Source organism: Lacticaseibacillus absianus (assembly GCF_013407595.1).
Classification (GTDB): Bacteria; Bacillota; Bacilli; order Lactobacillales; family Lactobacillaceae; genus Lacticaseibacillus; species Lacticaseibacillus absianus.
Genome location: NZ_JABEKX010000006.1, coordinates 71,687 through 87,783 on the forward strand (window position 1 = coordinate 71,687; position 16,097 = coordinate 87,783).

At 56.1% G+C, this 16,097-nt stretch carries 9 protein-coding genes, 5 tRNA genes, 3 rRNA genes and 1 riboswitch; of the genes, 1 reads left to right on the forward strand and 16 read right to left on the reverse strand.

Annotated features, from left to right (window positions below; genetic code table 11):
• Window positions 1-16: 16 nt before the first annotated feature.
• Complete coding sequence (locus HII33_RS13225; RefSeq protein WP_179396288.1) at window positions 17-1,486, reverse strand: MDR family MFS transporter; 1,470 nt, start codon at window positions 1,484-1,486, stop codon at window positions 17-19.
• 68 nt (window positions 1,487-1,554) lie between these two features.
• Window positions 1,555-2,739: a methionine adenosyltransferase gene (metK, locus tag HII33_RS13230; RefSeq protein ID WP_179396289.1), complete on the reverse strand. Its 1,185-nt coding sequence runs from the start codon at window positions 2,737-2,739 to the stop codon at window positions 1,555-1,557.
• Window positions 2,737-2,821: riboswitch (SMK box riboswitch) on the reverse strand. Its footprint overlaps the gene before it by 3 nt.
• Before the next feature lie 95 nt (window positions 2,822-2,916).
• Between metK and HII33_RS13235 the strand changes: the two genes are divergently transcribed.
• The gene (locus HII33_RS13235) at window positions 2,917-3,552 is read left to right on the forward strand and encodes a hypothetical protein (RefSeq protein ID WP_179396290.1); all 636 of its coding nucleotides are present in this window, start codon (window positions 2,917-2,919) and stop codon (window positions 3,550-3,552) included.
• Window positions 3,553-3,630: 78 nt separating this feature from the next.
• Here the strand turns inward: HII33_RS13235 and HII33_RS13240 are convergent.
• The 14 genes from HII33_RS13240 to HII33_RS13305 all read right to left on the reverse strand — a co-directional run bounded on the left by HII33_RS13240 (window position 3,631) and on the right by HII33_RS13305 (window position 15,821).
• Window positions 3,631-3,704: transfer RNA gene (locus HII33_RS13240), tRNA-Asp, on the reverse strand.
• A gap of 14 nt (window positions 3,705-3,718) precedes the next feature.
• Window positions 3,719-3,791: transfer RNA gene (locus HII33_RS13245), tRNA-Val, on the reverse strand.
• 7 nt (window positions 3,792-3,798) lie between these two features.
• Window positions 3,799-3,870 (reverse strand) — tRNA-Glu (locus HII33_RS13250).
• Window positions 3,871-3,880: 10 nt separating this feature from the next.
• Window positions 3,881-3,970: transfer RNA gene (locus tag HII33_RS13255), tRNA-Ser, on the reverse strand.
• 3 nt (window positions 3,971-3,973) lie between these two features.
• Window positions 3,974-4,045 (reverse strand) — tRNA-Asn (locus HII33_RS13260).
• A 5-nt stretch (window positions 4,046-4,050) separates the two neighbouring features.
• A 5S ribosomal RNA gene (gene rrf, locus HII33_RS13265) occupies window positions 4,051-4,167 on the reverse strand.
• A gap of 81 nt (window positions 4,168-4,248) precedes the next feature.
• A 23S ribosomal RNA gene (locus tag HII33_RS13270) occupies window positions 4,249-7,166 on the reverse strand.
• Between the two features lie 190 nt (window positions 7,167-7,356).
• Window positions 7,357-8,924, reverse strand: a 16S ribosomal RNA gene (locus HII33_RS13275).
• The 16S, 23S and 5S rRNA genes sit together here with 5 tRNA genes alongside, the layout of an rRNA operon.
• 388 nt (window positions 8,925-9,312) lie before the next feature.
• Complete coding sequence (locus HII33_RS13280) at window positions 9,313-9,759, reverse strand: Fur family transcriptional regulator (protein ID WP_179396291.1); 447 nt, start codon at window positions 9,757-9,759, stop codon at window positions 9,313-9,315.
• Window positions 9,760-9,869: 110 nt separating this feature from the next.
• The gene (locus HII33_RS13285; protein ID WP_179396292.1) at window positions 9,870-12,029 is read right to left on the reverse strand and encodes an LTA synthase family protein; all 2,160 of its coding nucleotides are present in this window, start codon (window positions 12,027-12,029) and stop codon (window positions 9,870-9,872) included.
• 194 nt (window positions 12,030-12,223) lie between these two features.
• Window positions 12,224-12,466 (reverse strand): YkuJ family protein, encoded by a 243-nt coding sequence (locus HII33_RS13290; protein WP_125706717.1) that lies wholly within the window; start codon window positions 12,464-12,466, stop codon window positions 12,224-12,226.
• Window positions 12,467-12,553: 87 nt separating this feature from the next.
• Window positions 12,554-13,585 (reverse strand): lysylphosphatidylglycerol synthase transmembrane domain-containing protein, encoded by a 1,032-nt coding sequence (locus HII33_RS13295; protein ID WP_179396293.1) that lies wholly within the window; start codon window positions 13,583-13,585, stop codon window positions 12,554-12,556.
• Window positions 13,582-14,613, reverse strand: a complete 1,032-nt coding sequence (locus HII33_RS13300; RefSeq protein WP_179396294.1) for a glycosyltransferase family 4 protein — start codon at window positions 14,611-14,613, stop codon at window positions 13,582-13,584. Before HII33_RS13300 ends, HII33_RS13295 begins: the two co-directional genes overlap by 4 nt.
• A 2-nt stretch (window positions 14,614-14,615) precedes the next feature.
• Window positions 14,616-15,821, reverse strand: a complete 1,206-nt coding sequence (locus HII33_RS13305; RefSeq protein WP_179396295.1) for a glycosyltransferase family 4 protein — start codon at window positions 15,819-15,821, stop codon at window positions 14,616-14,618.
• Window positions 15,822-16,097: the final 276 nt, after the last annotated feature.

A 16,097-nucleotide genomic window follows, 5' to 3' on the forward strand; every position in this document is an offset into this window, starting at 1 on the left:
TGCAGGCCAAGACCGCTCACGACTCGACCGACTTGGGCGTGCGGTCGAAAGCGTTGATCACCAGCGCTAAGGCAACGATGACCACCGAGAAGAAGTAGATGTTGTGCAGCCCTTCGTAGAGGATCTTGCGCAGCGTTGGCATCAACATCGCCGGCAGTGACTGCGCCGTCTGCGGGTTGATCAGCTTATTGAGCATATCGCTGTGCACCGCCGGATGTGCCGCCACCCCCTGTGCCATACGCAAGTTCAACACAACACCGTAAACCGAGACCATCAGCGTCTGCCCCAGCGTACGCGACAGGGTGTTGAAGCTCGTCGCCACGCCGACTTCGCTTTGATCGACGGCGGCCTGCGCCCGCACAGTGGTCGTCGTGATCACCATGCCAAACCCCAGCCCAAGCCCTGCGGCGACCAGCAGGAAGAACCAGTACGGGGTCGCTTCCGGCACGATTGCAAGGATCAGGCTCCCGACCAGCAGTAGTGCCATCGCCAAGGCGAGGATCCGTCGCGCGGGCATGCTGGTCAGCATCCGGCCGGCGACAAAGGAGCCGATGATCCACATCAGACTGCTCGGCGTGATCGCGAAGCCCCCGAAGGACGCATCCATGCCGAGGATCCCCTGGACCCACATCGGCATGTACGCCTCATACCCGATCACGAAGCCCGAGATCAGCGCTGCGACGACGTTGGTGATCACGAAGCCGCGGTTGTTGAAGAGGCGCAAGTCGATGATCGGATCCACCGCCCGTTTTTCCTGGCGCACGAAGAGCCACAGCGTGAGCGCTGCTAGCGCCAGCAGGCCGACTAGCACCCACACGCCGTTCGGGTCGGCCAGACCTTGGAAGCCCAGCATCACCAGCAGCAGCGTCAGCACCAGCCACACCGTGCCGAGGTAATCCACTGCCTGGTTCGCCGCATCGTACTGCTCATGGAAAAAGAACACGACCAACGCCATCGTGATCAGCCCGATCGGGACGTTGATGAAAAAAATCCAGTGCCACGAGAGCTGATCGACGATGAAGCCGCCAAGCAGTGGCGCGACCACCGACGCGATCCCCCAGGCCGAGCCGTTGAACCCGAGCACTTTCGCGCGCTTTTCGAACGGGTAGATGTCCGCGATGATCGTGAAGGTCACCGGCATGATCGCCCCGGCGCCGATCCCCTGGATCGCGCGGAAGACGATCAGGATCGGCATGGATTGCGCCAAGCCGGACAGCGTCGAGCCGAGGACGAAGATCGCCAGCCCGATCAAGAACACCGGCTTGCGGCCGATCTTATCGGCGAATTTGCCATAGATCGGGGTCGCCATCGCGTTGGTCAGCAGGTAGATCGAGATGATCCAATTCATCAGGTTGACGCCGTGGAGGCTCCCCACAATGGTCGGCATCGCAGTGGACACGATTGTTCCTTCGATCGCAGTCATGAACGTCGCGATGAAAATCGCGATCGTCACGATCACAACATTTGTCTGTTTGGTTTTCGGCATGAGCCCGTCCTTCCTTCAAAAAACGAAGCGACCTATCCCCCTAAGGGATAGGCCGCCTCTTCACTCGTTCAATCTAAGTACTTGGTCAGCGCCGCCACGCGGTCGAGCTGCTCCCAAGGAAGATCAACATCTGTACGTCCAAAGTGACCGTATGCCGCCGTCTGTTTGAAGATCGGGCGCCGCAGGTCGAGCATTTTAATGATCCCCGCCGGGCGCAGATCAAAGTTTGCGCGAATGGCTTCGGTAATCGTCTGTTCTGAGATCTTGTTCGTGCCAAAGCAGTTGACCGACACGGAGACAGGCTGCGCCACGCCGATCGCGTAGGCGAGCTGGACCTCCAGCTTGTCGGCCAGCCCCGCCGCCACGATGTTCTTGGCGATGTAGCGCGCGGCGTAGCTGGCCGAACGGTCGACCTTCGTCGCGTCCTTCCCGGAAAACGCCCCGCCACCGTGCCGGGCGAACCCGCCATAAGTGTCGACGATGATCTTACGCCCGGTCAGCCCGGAGTCTGCCTGTGGGCCGCCTAGCACGAAGCGGCCGGTCGGATTCACATAGAGCTTCGTCCGGTCGTCCAACAGCGCGGCCGGGATCACGGCCCGGATCACCTGTGCTTCGATATCGGCGCGGATCTGATCCAGCGTCACGTCCGGGTCGTGCTGCGTCGACAACACGACTGTGTCGACGCGTACTGGCTGTTCTTGGTCATCGTACTCGACGGTGACCTGTGCCTTGGCATCCGGTCGCAAGTAGGGCAGCGTGCCGGCCTTGCGCAGCGCGGTGATCTTGCGCATCAGCTGATGCGCCAAGCTGATCGGCAGTGGCATGAATTCTGGTGTTTCGTTGATCGCGTAGCCGAACATCATCCCTTGGTCGCCGGCCCCGATCTTGTCCAACGGGTCCGTGTCATCGCGGCGGGCTTCGACGGAGTCGTCGACCCCCATCGCAATGTCGGGTGACTGTTCGTCGAGTGCGACGAGCACCCCGACCGAATCCGGGTCGAAGCCGGATTCCTTGGTGTAGCCGATCTCACGGATCGTCTCGCGGACCACCTTTTGGATGTCCACGTATGCGGTCGTGGAGATCTCCCCGACCACCAACACGAGGCCGGTGGTCACGGTCGTCTCACAGGCGACCCGCGCGTCCGGATCCTCGGCGAGCAGCGCGTCCAAGATCGCGTCCGAGATCTGATCGGCGATCTTGTCCGGGTGGCCTTCGGAGACGGACTCCGAAGTGAATAAGTGGCGTTCTTGCATGTGTATTTTCCCCCTAATTAGTCGTTCGGTTACAAGGCATCTCCGCCGAAGCGGATCCCATCGGGAATTCTTTGCAACTGTCCCAGTTTACCATAAATAAGTAAGAACCGAAATTCCTTTTTGCGAAAAGCCTCGAGATTGGGTAACATAAGAGGCGAACTGAAAGGAACCGCGTCTATGAAAAACAAACTGCTGCTGACCGCCAGCGCGGCGGCTCAGCTACTGATCCTGCCCCTTCTGCTCAACCGCACACAGCTCACCCAGCTGACCCTGAGCACCTGGGCGTTGATCGCCATGGCGCTATGCCTCGCATGGGTGAACGTCAGCCGCGACCTGCGCGGCCTGCTACCGGCCCTGGTCCTGGCTGGGATCGGCGCCTGGGGGACCTGGCGGCTCTTGCCGCTCGCACTCGCGCAGATCGCACTGGCCGCCTTGCTCGCCAGTCAGAACCTCCAAAAGCCTCTTGCTCTATCCGGGTGGCAACTCGAAGTCGCCTTCGTGCAACTGCTCCTCTTGGCCCAGCTGAATCAGCTGATCACGCCCCAGGCCTTACTCGCCGTGACCTTCGTCACCCTGCCACCGCTTGTCGCCCAGTGGACGCCGCACCTGCCGTGGTGGGCAACGCTGGCCAGCCAGGTGCTGATCGCCGGTCTGGCCGTCTGGCAGCAGTCCTTCACATGGGTGACCGCCGCGATCGCACTGCTCTGCGGAACTGGTCTGAGTGTCAAACACCGTCAGTTGCCGCCGATCGCCACAGTCTGGGCCGGCGTCTTGATCAGTCTAGTCGACGTCTGGACCCACCTTCACGGCTGACCCTTGCCCGCGTTATGCGGGCTTTTTCAGTGTCGGCAGGCATCAAAAAAGCCGCGAGCACCCTCGCGACTTTCTGAGCGGTTCCAACGGGACTCGAACCCGTGATCTCCTGCGTGACAGGCAGGCGTCCTAACCAACTAGACCATGGAACCCTAAATAAAAAAAATGGAGGATACAGGGCTCGAACCTGTGACCCTCTGCTTGTAAGGCAGACGCTCTCCCAACTGAGCTAATCCTCCATAATACTGACCCGTACGGGATTTGAACCCATGTTACCGCCGTGAAAGGGCGGTGTCTTAACCACTTGACCAACGGGCCATTGAATCAACGGAGAGTAAGGGATTCGAACCCTTGATACGGGTAAAGCCCGTATACATGGTTTCCAACCATGCTCCTTCGGCCTCTCGGACAACTCTCCATACTCCGGATGTCAGGCTCGAACTGACGACACCCTGATTAACAGTCAGGTGCTCTACCACTGAGCTAATCCGGAATGAAGCGCGGCAGCTTCCTACCCTCGCAGGCAGTCACCCACCAACTACTCTCGGCGTAGAGAAGCTTAACTTCTGTGTTCGGCATGGGAACAGGTGTATCCTTCTCGCTATCGCCACCGCACTTCTTATTCAACTGAGAGCTTTGCACCCTCAAAACTGGACATCATTGTTTTATACCTTGAACGCGTATCTGTTTCGCTTTTAGGTCAAGTCCTCGACCGATTAGTACTGGTCCGCTCCATACATCGCTGCACTTCCACTTCCAGCCTATCTACCTGATCATCTCTCAGGGGTCTTACTTCCATATAGGAATGGGAAATCTCATCTCGAGGGGGGCTTCACACTTAGATGCTTTCAGCGTTTATCCCTTCCGTTCATAGCTACCCAGCGATGCGCCTGGCGGCACAACTGGTACACCAGCGGAACGTCCATCCCGGTCCTCTCGTACTAAGGACAGCTCCTCTCAAATTTCCTGCGCCCGCGACGGATAGGGACCGAACTGTCTCACGACGTTCTGAACCCAGCTCGCGTACCGCTTTAATGGGCGAACAGCCCAACCCTTGGGACCGACTACAGCCCCAGGATGCGATGAGCCGACATCGAGGTGCCAAACCTCCCCGTCGATGTGGACTCTTGGGGGAGATAAGCCTGTTATCCCCAGGGTAGCTTTTATCCGTTGAGCGATGGCCCTTCCATGCGGAACCACCGGATCACTAAGCCCGACTTTCGTCCCTGCTCGACTTGTCAGTCTCGCAGTCAAGCTCCCTTATACCTTTACACTCTGCGAATGATTTCCAACCATTCTGAGGGAACCTTTGGGCGCCTCCGTTACATTTTAGGAGGCGACCGCCCCAGTCAAACTGCCCACCTGACACTGTCTCCCGCCACGCTTAGTGGCGCGGGTTAGAGTGTTCATACAGCAAGGGTAGTATCCCACCAATGCCTCCTCCGAAACTAGCGTTCCGGTCTCTACGGCTCCTACCTATCCTGTACAAGCGGTACAAACACTCAATATCAAGCTACAGTAAAGCTCCATGGGGTCTTTCCGTCCTGTCGCGGGTAACCCGCATCTTCACGGGTACTATAATTTCACCGAGTCTCTCGTTGAGACAGTGCCCAAATCATTACACCTTTCGTGCGGGTCGGAACTTACCCGACAAGGAATTTCGCTACCTTAGGACCGTTATAGTTACGGCCGCCGTTTACTGGGGCTTCAATTCTGGGCTTCGCTTGCGCTAACTCATCCTCTTAACCTTCCAGCACCGGGCAGGTGTCAGCCCCTATACGTCATCTTACGATTTAGCAGAGACCTGTGTTTTTGATAAACAGTTGTTTGGGCCTATTCACTGCGGCTGACCTTGCGGTCAGCACCCCTTCTTCCGAAGTTACGGGGTCATTTTGCCGAGTTCCTTAACGAGAGTTCGCTCGCTCACCTGAGGCTACTCGCCTCGACTACCTGTGTCGGTTTGCGGTACGGGTAGATCATTTCTCACTAGACGCTTTTCTTGGCAGTGTGACATCAGACACTTCGCTACTTAAATTTCGCTCCCCATCACAGCTTAGCCTTAAAGGGGCAAGCATTTCACTCACCTCAAGCCTAACTGCTTGGACACCCGTTTCCAGCTGGGTGCTTGTCTTAGCCTCCTGCGTCCCGCCATCGCTCAAACAAAATGATCTAGTACAGGAATCTCAACCTGTTTGCCATCGACTACGCCTCTCGGCCTCGCCTTAGGTCCCGACTAACCCTGGGAGGACGAGCCTTCCCCAGGAAACCTTAGTCATACGGTGGACAGGATTCTCACCTGTCTTTCGCTACTCATGCCGGCATTCTCACTTCTAAGCGCTCCAGTGGTCCTCACGATCCACCTTCAACGCCCTTAGAACGCTCTCCTACCGCGCGACCAAAAGGTCGCACCCACAGTTTCGGTACTATGCTTAGCCCCGGTATATTTTCGGCGCAGGGTCACTCGACTAGTGAGCTATTACGCACTCTTTAAATGGTGGCTGCTTCTGAGCCAACATCCTAGTTGTCTGTGCAACGCCACATCCTTTTCCACTTAGCATAGATTTAGGGACCTTAACTGGTGATCTGGGCTGTTCCCCTTTCGACAATGGACCTTATCGCTCACTGTCTGACTCCCGGAGTAAGATAATTGGTATTCGGAGTTTATCTGAATTCAGTAACCCTTGACGGGCCCCTAGTCCAAACAGTGCTCTACCTCCAATATCCATCCTCCGAGGCTAGCCCTAAAGCTATTTCGGAGAGAACCAGCTATCTCCAAGTTCGTTTGGAATTTCACCGCTACCCACAACTCATCCCAGCATTTTTCAACATACACGGGTTCGGTCCTCCAGTGTGTTTTACCACACCTTCAACCTGGTCATGGGTAGGTCACTTGGTTTCGGGTCTACACCAACATACTCTGTCGCCCTATTCAGACTCGCTTTCGCTGCGGCTCCGGCTTTTCACCTTAACCTCGCATGTTAGCGTAACTCGCCGGTTCATTCTACAAAAGGCACGCCGTCACCCATTAACGGGCTTCGACTAATTGTAGGCACACGGTTTCAGGAACTATTTCACTCCCCTCCCGGGGTGCTTTTCACCTTTCCCTCACGGTACTGGTTCACTATCGGTCACTAGGGAGTATTTAGCCTTGGGTGATGGTCCACCCGGATTCCGACGGAATTTCACGTGTTCCGCCGTACTCAGGATCCCAAACGGAGGGTGATCGGTTTCGACTACGGGGCTTTCACCCTGTTTCGCGCAGCTTTCCAGCTGACTTCATCTACCGACCACCTTGGTAACTCCAATGTCTGGTCCTACAACCCCAAGGAGCAAGCTCCTTGGTTTGGGCTGTTCCCACTTCGCTCGCCGCTACTATGGGAATCGCGTTTGCTTTCTCTTCCTGTGGGTACTTAGATGTTTCAGTTCCCCACGTCTGCCTCTGATGTGCTATGTATTCACACAAAAGTAATCACTAAAAAGTGACTGGGTTCCCCCATTCGGAAATCTCCGGATCAAAGCTTACGTACAGCTCCCCGAAGCATATCGGTGTTAGTCCCGTCCTTCATCGGCTCCTAGTGCCAAGGCATCCACCGTGCGCCCTTTGTAACTTGACCTTGATCTTTAAAAAGATCGGTCAGCGATTCGAATTTCTATAGAAACTCTAACAAATACGCTTGTGTTCTCGGCATTTCTAAAAACAATGATATCCAGTTTTCAAAGAGCAAAACTTCTGAGAGGTGATCCTCTCAAAACTAAACAAAGTTTCGTGATAGGTTTCCGTGGGCCGTTAGGCCCTATCCTTAGAAAGGAGGTGATCCAGCCGCAGGTTCTCCTACGGCTACCTTGTTACGACTTCACCCTAATCATCTGTCCCACCTTAGACGGCTAGCTCCCTAACGGGTTACCCCACCGGCTTCGGGTGTTACAAACTCTCATGGTGTGACGGGCGGTGTGTACAAGGCCCGGGAACGTATTCACCGCGGCATGCTGATCCGCGATTACTAGCGATTCCGACTTCGTGTAGGCGAGTTGCAGCCTACAGTCCGAACTGAGACCGGCTTTAAGAGATTAGCGTACCCTCGCGGGTTAGCGACTCGTTGTACCGGCCATTGTAGCACGTGTGTAGCCCAGGTCATAAGGGGCATGATGATTTGACGTCGTCCCCACCTTCCTCCGGTTTGTCACCGGCAGTCTTACTAGAGTGCCCAACTGAATGCTGGCAACTAGTCATAAGGGTTGCGCTCGTTGCGGGACTTAACCCAACATCTCACGACACGAGCTGACGACAACCATGCACCACCTGTCATTTTGTCCCCGAAGGGAAAATCTGATCTCTCAGATGGTCAAAAGATGTCAAGACCTGGTAAGGTTCTTCGCGTTGCTTCGAATTAAACCACATGCTCCACCGCTTGTGCGGGCCCCCGTCAATTCCTTTGAGTTTCAGCCTTGCGGCCGTACTCCCCAGGCGGAATGCTTAATGCGTTAGCTGCGGCACTGAAGGGCGGAAACCCTCCAACACCTAGCATTCATCGTTTACGGCATGGACTACCAGGGTATCTAATCCTGTTCGCTACCCATGCTTTCGAGCCTCAGCGTCAGTTACAGACCAGACAGCCGCCTTCGCCACTGGTGTTCTTCCATATATCTACGCATTTCACCGCTACACATGGAGTTCCACTGTCCTCTTCTGCACTCAAGTTTCCCAGTTTCCGATGCACTTCCTCGGTTAAGCCGAGGGCTTTCACATCAGACTTAAGAAACCGCCTGCGCTCGCTTTACGCCCAATAAATCCGGATAACGCTTGCCACCTACGTATTACCGCGGCTGCTGGCACGTAGTTAGCCGTGGCTTTCTGGTTGGATACCGTCACTACGTGAACAGTTACTCTCACGTACGTTCTTCTCCAACAACAGAGTTTTACGATCCGAAAACCTTCTTCACTCACGCGGCGTTGCTCCATCAGACTTTCGTCCATTGTGGAAGATTCCCTACTGCTGCCTCCCGTAGGAGTTTGGGCCGTGTCTCAGTCCCAATGTGGCCGATCACCCTCTCAGGTCGGCTACGCATCACTGCCTTGGTGGGCCATTACCTCACCAACTAGCTAATGCGCCGCGGGTCCATCCTCAAGTGACAGCTCGAAAGCCGCCTTTCAACTCAGAACCATGCGGTTCTGAGGATTATACGGTATTAGCATCTGTTTCCAAATGTTATCCCCTGCTTGAGGGCAGGTTACCCACGTGTTACTCACCCGTCCGCCACTCGGTCTTAGAGAAATCAGTCCGAAAACTTCAATCAACAAGACCTCGTTCGACTTGCATGTATTAGGCACGCCGCCAGCGTTCATCCTGAGCCAGGATCAAACTCTCATATAAATGAGTTATTTGAATAGCTCGATTTGTTGTTACTAGCGAATTGACTTCGCAATGTTTAATTCTCTTCGATTCAAGATCGAAAAGCCCTATCACATAACGAAACTTTGTTCAGTTTTCAAAGGACGACCTTGTCGTTAAGACAACTTTGTTAGTATATCTTATTGACGAAGCGGTGTCAACGATCAATTTTTGAAGCATGAATATTTATTCATGCTTCACCACTGTCGACGGTGACCGTCGCGCTGACAACAACAAGTATCTTACCAGCCTTTAGGCGGCATCGTCAACTATATTTTGCGAGAAACTCCACCTAAAAATAAAAGCCGAACGGGCAATTTTATACACGATTGCGCGTTCGGCTTTTTAGCGATCATCTAACGGTTCAACACTAATTATTCGTTTTTCCAAGCTTGACCTGGCACTCCGGGCAGAGGCCGTAGACCTCCAAATGATGCCCGGATACAGCAAAGCCCGTCTTGCCCGCCGCGACCTGCTCGACATCCACGAGCCCGGGGTAGACAAAGTCGACGATCTTACCGCAGTTCGTGCAGACCGCGTGGTAATGCGGGATCAGCGCGAAGTCGTAATGCGTCGCGACATCCCCAACGTTCATCTCCTCGATCAATCCGAGGTCGAGCAGGAGCTTGAGATTATTGTAGACAGTGGCGACGCTCATTCGCGGAAACTGCGGCGCAAGCGCCGCGTAAATCATCTCCGCCGTCGGGTGGGCGGTGCTGGCGATCATGAACTGGATGATCGCATCGCGTTGAGGCGTGATGTGGATCCCATTCGCCTTCAGCCGCGCCATCGTTTGGTGATACACCGTTTCTTGCATTTTGACCACCTATTCAAAAATGGGGCTTACTATTTATCACCAGCATACCGCGATTCAGCGCCAGACGCAATGCAGACGAATACCCCCACCCAGTGGGCGAGGGTATTCGATCACTCGTCGGTGCTAGAACTCACGCTGCTTGCGCTAGAGCTTGAACTACTACTGCCGCTCCCGCTTGAACGATCACTTGAACTGGCCGCTGCGTCGTCGTCCGCGAGCTCCGGCGCATCCGTGACGTACTTATCCAGCAGCGACTGGCCTTGATTGCGACTCAGCACGCTGGTCCCCGCCTTCTGCGCGGCCTTCAGCTTTTTGGTCGCCTTGGTCTTATTGTACGAGTAGGCAGACTTGTCGACCTTGGTGAACCCACTCGGCGTGTAGAACCGCAACAGATCCGAGTTGATCACCCGATCAGACAGCGACAAGGTGGTTGTCACCTTGTTCGTCGCCTGGTTCACCGCCGTTTTTTGCGCTTGGGTCAGTTTACTCAAACGCTCACCGGTCTTGGTGTCGTAATAGTCACTGCCGACCTTCGTGTAGTCCGGGGTGACAAAGTCCCCGTTGCGGAAGGCCACTGTCTGATCCCGGTTCGTGCTCAGCAAATCTGTCCCGAACTGGATGTAGTTGCTGGACTTGATCCCCAACAGGTTCTCGATCGTCGGTAGAACGTCGATCTCACCGCCATAGGTGTGGTTGATGCCGCCCTTGAGGCCAGCCATGTGGATCATCAGCGGGATCCGCTGGAACTGTGCGTTGTCAAAGTCATTGAAGGTCTCTTGCCCCAACAGCTTGGCGACCGCCTTCTTGTGGTTGCCCGAGATCCCGTAGTGGTCCCCGTAGAACACGACCATGCTAGTCTTATCCAGCCCAGAGGTCTTCAACCACGCCATGAACTCCCCGATCGACTCGTCCAGGTAGCGGGCGGTCTGCACGTAACCATCGACGGTCTTATCGCCAGTCTTAGTCTTCGCGATCGTCTGGTTCTTCTTGTCCAGCGTGTACGGGTAGTGGTTGGTGACCGTGATCAGCTTCGCGTAAAACGGCTGTGGGAGCTGCTCGATGTATTGAGTCGAGTACTTCATGAAGATCTTATCCTTCAACCCATAACCGACCTCGAAGTTTTTGCCTGTCGGGTAGTATGCCTTGGAGATGAAGTAATCATAACCCCATGACTTGTATGTGTTATCCCGGTTCCAGAAGCTCGGCACGTCCCCGTGAAACGCTGCGGAGGTATACCCGGACTGGCCCAAGATCGCCGGCGCGGCCTGGAAAGTGTTCGACGTGCCGTCTGCGACCATCGCGGACCCTTCGGCGATCCCGAACAGCGAGTTCTCAAGCATCATCTCGGCGTCCGCCGTCTTCCCCTGCCCGACTTGGTTGAACACATTATCGAAACTCAGTGTGTCGCTGGCATGGTAGAGCTTGTTGAGGTTCGGTGTCACCTCCTGGCCCTGCCACTTGAAGTCGATCATGAACTGCTGCAGGCTTTCCAGGTGAACGATGAAGACGTTCTTCCCCTTCGCCACGCCGCTGTACGTGACATTGGGCGTCGCCTGGTTCTGCTTCAGGAATTTGAAGACCGAATCGAGATCCGATGCTTTAGCGTTGGCTTTGGCCGCGCTCGTCTTCGCCGTTTTGACCCCGTCGACGACGGTGTAGGCATTCAGCCCAAGGTACTTGACGATGTAGTTGTTGTCGAAAGTCCGAGTCAGCAGACCGGAGCGATCGGCGTACGCCATGCTGAGATTCGCGCCGAAGAGCAGCAGGGCCAGGACCGAGATGCCCAAGGCGAACCGCTTCTTGATCGGTTGGATATTCATGCGGATCGCATGGGTCGCCAGCAGCAGGATCAGCACGATCACATCGGCGAAGACCAACCAATCGGTCGGCTCCATGATGCCCAAGACCCCTTTGCTCAAGTTGTTCGAAACCGCCCCGGAGCCTTTGATCAGTGCGAAGGTCAAAAAGTCCGAAAATTCGCGGTAATAAAGGATATTGGCGAACAACCACACCGACGTGAGCCCATCGATGATCAACATGGTGATGTACGACTTCCGACCGCTCAGGTACAGCGCGATGCCGAACAGTAACAGCGTGGTCGGGATCGGATTGATCGCCAGCAGTAGCTCCTGCATGCTCCCCTTAACGCCTAGGTTGAATTTGTTGTTGTAAGCCCAGTATGTTTTCGCCCAGAACAAGGCGATGGCCAGCACGAAAAATCCAAAGCGCGTATTGAAGTATCCGCGTATTCGACTGCCGATTTGCTTCATCGTGTTCCTCCACTGCTCATAAAATGTCTGTATCACTCGTAAGTTTACACAAGCGCCATGAAAAAGACAATTTCCCCCCTTGGTTTTGCCCCTGACTTAACGACATCTTATACTAACCGCCGGCCGCCTTGACGCGCGTGCATCCTTCGGCCGGGCAACAAAAAAAGCCCACCCAGGGCTTCCCTTGCACGTTGCTAGTTTTCGGAGTCGTCAAGCAGGTCAAAGATCTCGATGGCCACCAAGTCGATGTCGTCAAAATCAAATTTCTGATGTTGATCCATTTCTTCGAGCGTGAATGTTTCGGACTTCGGGTCGTAAGACACTAGCCCTTTTTCGACGCCGTCCTTTTCGAACCGCCGCGTTTGCACCTCGCCATCAGTCGCTTCCTGCATGGCTTCAAGGCGTTTGATGATCGCAACTAACTGTGAGCTTTTCATGAAACGGCCCCTTTCCTGTACTTCTGTGATAGCGTACCATAAAAACGCTTTTTGTGCCCATGAAAATGGCTGAAACCTGAAGTTTTTTCACTTGCGGCGCGGCTTGGCCGCCTTCATCCGACTCGGCGAAAACCCCAGCGCGAGCGCCCCGAGCGCCATGCCCAGGTAGTAGGTCAGCAAGCGCCACAGTAGCATGGCGAGCACCAGCTGAGAGGGCAGTGGCACATATGTCGCAAAGAGCGTCTTGAAGCTGTACTCTGCGCCACCAGTCCCCCCAGGGATCGGAAACAGCGAGACGATCATCACGATCATCACGTGCAAGACGATCACCTCGACCAGACTGACATTCGTCACCCCGAAGCAGCGCAAGACGAAGTACGGCACCGCGTAGTACAGCAGCAGCTGCACCAATGTCAACGCAGCCGCCCGCAGGACTTTGCCTTTGGCCTGCTTGAGGTGCAGGCTTTCGGCGTAGAAGGTGTCGATCTTCTCGTCCATTGTCGCCTGCATCATTGCCTGGCGCTGCGCCCCGACGAACCAGCCCGCGACGCGGACGATCCAGCCGACTAGGCGCTTGGTGAACCGGTAGTGGTACATCACGAGGAGCAACCCGGCGATCACGGTCACGTGGATCACGAAGCCGAAGATGATCAAAAACGCGAGCGGGCCGAAGCGGCTGGCCATCTGGTGGAACCCCAGCACGAGTGTGATGACGAAGTTGATCAGCACCATGAACTGGTAGACGATGAACTTCATCAGCAAGATCGAGCTGGCCCGACCGCCTTCGACCCCGGCCTGCATCAGGGCCACCAGCTGAGCGGGTTGGCCACCAGAGGCGAACGGGGTGATGTTATTGAACAGCTGCTCGACGAGCGGGACACGCAACGCAGCCCCGAAACTCAGGCGCTCCCCTTCGTGTTGCACGAAGATCTGCACCACCAGCGTTTCGACCAACCACGAGGCGAGCATCATCAAGGTGGCGACCAATAGCCACCACAGTTGCAAGTGGCGCAACGTGTGGATCACCTGCCGGACTTGCAGATCGCGCATCTCGAAGGCGAAGATCCCGCCGCCGATCAGCACCATCAACAGCGCAACGAGCTTGTTGCGCCGACTCATTGGCCAGCTCCAAGGGCGGCTTGCGTCCGGTAAAAATGTTCCCACACCCGCGCCAGACGGGCCTCCGAATACGTGGCAGCGGCCGCTTGGCTGCGCTCAGCATAGTGGGCCAGCGCAGCCGGATCGGCCCGCAGTTCGTGAAGCTTCTGGTCCATCGCGTTGACGTCGGCGGCCATCACCGCAAACGGGGCGATGATCTCGTCGTACAAAGCGAGGTCGCGTACCATCACCGGCGTCTCGGTGCTGAATGCTTCCAGCACTGCCATCGGGAACAGCTCCTCGTAGGACGGAAGCAAGAAGACATCGGCGATGTTATAGTAGTCGACCATGTCTTCCCGCGGCACGATACCAGTGAAGGTCAGGTTATCCGGCGCATTGGCGACCGCTGACTTCAAATGGTCATACCCGTTGGTGATCATTCCAAAGGAGAACCCCCCCGCCCAGATGAAGCGCATATCCGGATTGCGCTTGGCCAGGGCGATGAAGTCATCGACCCCTTTGCGATCCTGGACCTGCCCGGCCCCGAACACGACGAAGTCATCCGGACGCAGGCCGTACTGCTGGCGCAAGTGCGCCTTTTCCGCCGTCGGTGCTGGGTAGAAGGTCTCCCGGGAGACAAAGTTCGGGATGTACGTGACCTTCTTCGGGTCGATCCCGTAGGCTGCGAGCTTCGGAATGAAGTTCGGGTTGACCACCACCAGCGTATCCATACGCTTATAAAACGCGATCACGTACTTATCTAGGCTCCAGCGTGCGATCCCGGGCAGGCGCAAGCTCTGATCCAGCGTGTCCGGTAAAAAGTGGACGTAGCCGATCTTGCGCCCTCGCCGCTTGCTGAACGTCGAGGCGTAAAACGCCGGGTCGATCGTGTGGTAGTGGCTGATCGCGCTCGCGCTGTACTGGTTGATGCTGATGCGAAACTCGCCTGGGCAGTACTTGTCGAGCAGGTCGAGCAGCTCGGTGTACACGGCGCCGACCCCTTGTCCGGCCACCTTGTCCGCAGACGAAAACATGTGAATGTCGATCATGATTACCCCTTCAAGGACGGTCGCTCGGAGTCTGCCGCGACTGCCTCATCCAAATCGTTCAGTTCCCGCGTGTACTGGGTCATCGCGCCTTGATACACCTGCAGGATGCGATCGCCGAATAAGTCCGCGGAGATCGCTGTCAGCTTGGCCTCACGCGGCGCCGGGTCGTCGAAGACCTGCGGGTGCGTGAGATAGTTGACCACCTGGTGCACCATCTCCCGGTCTGTCGTGAACGTGGTCCCGATCGCCGGGTCATCCAGGAGCATCTGCGTGTAGTCTCCCGCCAGCGCGACCACCTTGCGGCCGGCCGCCAGCGCCTCGATGTAGGTCAGCCCCTGCGACTCGGAGTCGCTGGCTGACACGAAGAGATCCGCCGCCCGGTAGTAATCCGGGACCGCATTGTGGTCGACCTCACCAGTGAAGCGCACGTGGTCCCCCAACCCGAGCTGTGCCGCCTGCTTCTGTAAGTCCTCATGCGCAGGGCCATCACCAACGATCAGCAACACCGCATCTGGGACTTGGTCAAGGATCGCTGGCATTGCGGCGACAAGCTTGTCGATCCGCTTTTCGTACGCGACCCGCGACAGCGACAACAGCACCGGCACATCGGTCAGACCGAGCCGCTCGCGCAGCTGTGGATCCTTGGCCTGACGGAACTGGGTCAAGTCGACGCCGGTCGGGACGATCGCGATCGGGATCTTGATCCCGTAGCGCGTCAACGTAGCGTGTACCCGCTCAGAAGGCGCCACCACGCCGGAGACATGGTACAAAAAGGCCCGCGTCATCTGCTTGACGTGGTACGGGCGCAACAGGTGGCCGTTCATCACGTAATGTAGGTAGTCCTCGTACATCGTGTGGTACGTGTGGACCGTCGGGATCTTCAGCTGGCGTGCGACGAATTTGCCGATGTAGCCCATCGAGAACTCCGTCTGCGTGTGCACGATGTCTAGCTTCAGTTCCTTGGCCACCGCGTACGCATGAAACATCCCGCGGATCGCGATCCGCCGATCCGTGAACGAGACGAACGGCACGCTGCCGAAGCGAAAGATGTTCGGCTCCACCGCATCATCCGGCACGTGCGGATCCGTCGTCGTGAAGATGTAGACCGCGTGGCCCTTACGCTCCAGGTCTTCCTTCAACGTTTTGATCGAGGTCGCGACACCACTGACCTGCGGAAAATATGAATCCGTAAAAATGCCAATATTCATCAGACTTCCTCCAACCGTCGACAAAAGCTTTAGTTACAGTATAAGGACTATCCACACCCGATTCAATTTTCAGTCCCTTGCTATCATGATTTTAACAGAAACATTACTGAAAGCCCTGGACCCTAAGACTGAAATTTGCAGGCACCCGCGCGCCGGGTCCAACGCCCGTCTGGCCCGGGTACTCAGTAAGCACCCAATAATCGACCGTCTTGCAAACTGAGAAGGGCCGCAATCCTATTTTTGGATTGCGACCCTTCATTGCTTACGCGGTTTCGC